This is a genomic window from Kosmotoga sp. DU53, from assembly GCF_001639905.1.
Taxonomy (GTDB): domain Bacteria; phylum Thermotogota; class Thermotogae; order Petrotogales; family Kosmotogaceae; genus Kosmotoga; species Kosmotoga olearia.
Map to the genome: position 1 here is coordinate 1 of NZ_JGCK01000079.1, position 2,870 is coordinate 2,870.

4 protein-coding genes are annotated in these 2,870 nt (G+C 42.0%); all 4 read left to right on the top strand.

Translation table 11 applies throughout. The features are described 5' to 3' along the window. The first annotated feature begins 385 nt into the window (after positions 1-385). Positions 386-715, top strand: coding sequence for a four helix bundle protein (locus DU53_RS11505; protein WP_063728786.1), 330 nt, complete (start codon positions 386-388; stop codon positions 713-715). A gap of 270 nt (positions 716-985) precedes the next feature. Continuing rightward, a complete protein-coding gene (locus tag DU53_RS11510) occupies positions 986-1,582 on the top strand; it encodes a type IV toxin-antitoxin system AbiEi family antitoxin domain-containing protein (RefSeq protein WP_082853938.1) in 597 nt (198 codons plus the stop codon). Continuing rightward, complete coding sequence (locus DU53_RS13260) at positions 1,579-1,953, top strand: nucleotidyl transferase AbiEii/AbiGii toxin family protein (protein WP_082853939.1); 375 nt, start codon at positions 1,579-1,581, stop codon at positions 1,951-1,953. The genes DU53_RS11510 and DU53_RS13260 overlap by 4 nt, the downstream gene beginning before the upstream one ends. Continuing rightward, complete coding sequence (locus DU53_RS12050; protein WP_082853940.1) at positions 1,950-2,480, top strand: nucleotidyl transferase AbiEii/AbiGii toxin family protein; 531 nt, start codon at positions 1,950-1,952, stop codon at positions 2,478-2,480. The genes DU53_RS13260 and DU53_RS12050 overlap by 4 nt, the downstream gene beginning before the upstream one ends. The last annotated feature ends 390 nt before the right edge of the window (positions 2,481-2,870 follow it).

Genomic DNA, 2,870 nt, shown 5'->3' on the forward strand with positions numbered 1-2,870 from the left:
CGAAGCGGTTCGCACCCCCAGCGCAGCTGGGCTTACCCTTGGCGCAGCCAAGCTTACCCACGCCTAGCGTGCTCACCAGCCGCACAGCGGCCCTCTCGGACCCCGATTCTCGGTTCTCGAAGCTCTTTCTATACCCTAAACCCCAGACCCTATACCCGCTCTTGTTTTTTTCCACCAAAGGCACATGTCAACTGCGAAGCAGTTCGAGTCAACCACGAAGTGGTTCGAAACAACTCCCAAGGAGTTCGCGACAACTCTGCAAGAGTTCGCAACAACCGCTTGCGGTTCGCATCGTTCATAAAAACAACAATGTTATACTAATCTCAAAACCCAAAAAATGAGTGAAAACTTGGACGTCGTAAAACTTAAAGTCTAGCAACATTCAATGGACCTGGCAGCCAAAGTATACGAAATAACAGACAAATTCCCGAAGCACGAAATGTACAGTCTCGCCGATCAGATGAGAAGAGCTGCAGTCTCCATCCCCTCAAACATCGCAGAAGGCAAAGGAAGAAGGACAACAAAAGACTTCATAAGATTCCTCAACATAGCCAAGATAGCCAAGGGCTCATTATATGAACTCCAAACCCAATGCATCCTATCAAACAAAATCGGTTATCTCAGTCAAGAAGACTTTCGTTTGATAATCAAAATGTGTGAGACTCTAGAACACAGATTATCAGCTCTCATAAAGTATTTAAAGCACGCGAATTAATTAACTTCTTCTCTTTTTTAAAAAATGCATCATCGACGAAGTCGATCGGGACAACTGCGCAGCAGTTCTAGTCAACTCAGAATGAGTTCGAGACAACCACGAAGTGGTTCGCACCGTTTTATCAGTCACGCATAGCCTGAGCGAAGCTCAGCATAGCCGCTGCAAAGCAGCTTCGACGAAGCAACGCATAGCCTCAGCATATTCAAATTTGGTTCTTTTTAACTACCAGTGTATAATAATGGTAGTAATATAGATCCAAGGTGGTGGGTTATGAGTAAAATTCTCGATTTCTTCAAAAATCACTATGGCTACGCAAGAATGAAAGACCTAAAAGCAAATGGTATACACACAAGAGAGATAAGAAAACTCCTTGAAGAAGGAACAATAGAAAAAGTGAAACCTGGGCTTTATCGTCTATCTACTCTCTCCGGCAACAAAATAGTCTCTCTTGTCGACGTATGTCATGCAATCCCTAAGGGAGTAATTTGCCTACTATCCGCTCTTGATTACTATGATCTTACAACCTTCTCTCCCTGGGAAGTCCATGTTGCAATTCCGCATGATCATAAAAAAAACACAATAGAATACCCGCCCGTGAGATTCTTTCACTTTAGAGAAAACACATACTCCCTCGGTATTGAAGCAATCAACACCGAATTTGGACCAATAAGAATCTATAACCGAGAAAAGACTGTTTGTGACATATTCAGGTTCAGGAATAAGTTAGGAGAAGACCTGGCAATCGAAGCGCTGAAAAATTATCTTATCTGGAGTAATGGAAATACCGCAAGACTCAGAAAATACATGAAAGCCACAAGAATGGAAAAAATCATGTCACCGTTTATAAAGGGTATGGTGCACACATGAACAAAGAAATAAGAAATATGGCCGCGTCTGTAAAAGATCGGCTCTTAAGGATTGCCAAATTCAATAAAGTTGATTACACAAGAATATTGCAGCGATATGCCCAAGAAAGGTTTCTCTATCGCCTTTCGGTTTCTGATTTTCGGAGCAATCTTGTTCTTAAAGGTGCCATGATGTTTTTGGCTTATGGATTACCGGATCTCCGACCCACGAAAGACATTGATTTTCTTGGAACTGCTATTTCTAATGAGCCCGATAATATCGAGATGATAATCAAACAAATCTCCTCAATACCCTGCAACGATGGAATCATTTTTAATGGAGAAAATTTAAAGATTTCCATAATTAAAAAAATGCAGAGTACAATGGAGTGAGAGTCATCATCCCCTGGAATATCGAAAAAACGAAAGGCAATTTACAACTTGACATAGGTTTTGGAGATCGAATACACAACGGGCCCGTAGAAGTCAGATTTCCGATACTCATAGATCAGATTCAACCTCTAATAATGGTTTATTCAAAAGAAACCGCTTTAGCAGAAAAACTACAAATAATCGTAAGCCTGAATTATGAAACAAGCAGAATGAAAGACTTCTACGACATTTACTATCTTTGTTCTCACAGTTCGTTCCACTTGAGCAACCTTCGTAAAGCGATTCTCGAAACTTTTGAGAATAGAAACACCACATTCCAGGACATAGATATCGTTCTTTCAACAGAGTTCATAACCAATAAAGAAAAACAGACACAATGGGAAGCATTCCTGGTTAGAAGCGGATTGGATAACAAACTTAGCTTCTTGGAACTTATGAAAAAATTGAAAACCTTCTTTGTACCTTTACTCAAATCAAGTGAAGATCTTATCTGGAAACCTAAACAATGGTGTTGGGACAAGAACTAAAGAGTATATATAGTTGTTCTTATCAACAACATATTTACCCCTTATTTCGACAGTGAAGTGATTCCTAGCTTTAAAAACGAAGTCCAACACTTCAGTAGCGTAGCTGCTTTCCGCCGCAGGCGCACATCAACTGCGAAGCAGTTCTTTCGCCTTCTCGCCTTCTCGGACTCTCGGATTCTCGGATTCTCAGCTTTTCATCAGCGTCTGCAAGCCTCAGTCTTCGAGCGTCGCTCCATCAGCTGACAGCCTCGCGAGCGTCCTGTTTTTTCTCGGACTCTCGGATCTCAGCTTTTTATCAGCGTCTGCAAGCCTCAACCTCGTGAGCGTCGCTCCACCAGCTGACAGCCTCGCAAGCGTCTTGTTTTTTCTCGGACTCTCGGATCTCGATTC

Coding starts and splice junctions, on each gene's coding strand:
- DU53_RS11505 (WP_063728786.1), top strand. CDS start 386: ATGGACCTGGCAGCCAAAGTATACGAAATAACAGACAAATTCCCGAAG.
- DU53_RS11510 (WP_082853938.1), top strand. CDS start 986: ATGAGTAAAATTCTCGATTTCTTCAAAAATCACTATGGCTACGCAAGA.
- DU53_RS13260 (WP_082853939.1), top strand. CDS start 1,579: ATGAACAAAGAAATAAGAAATATGGCCGCGTCTGTAAAAGATCGGCTC.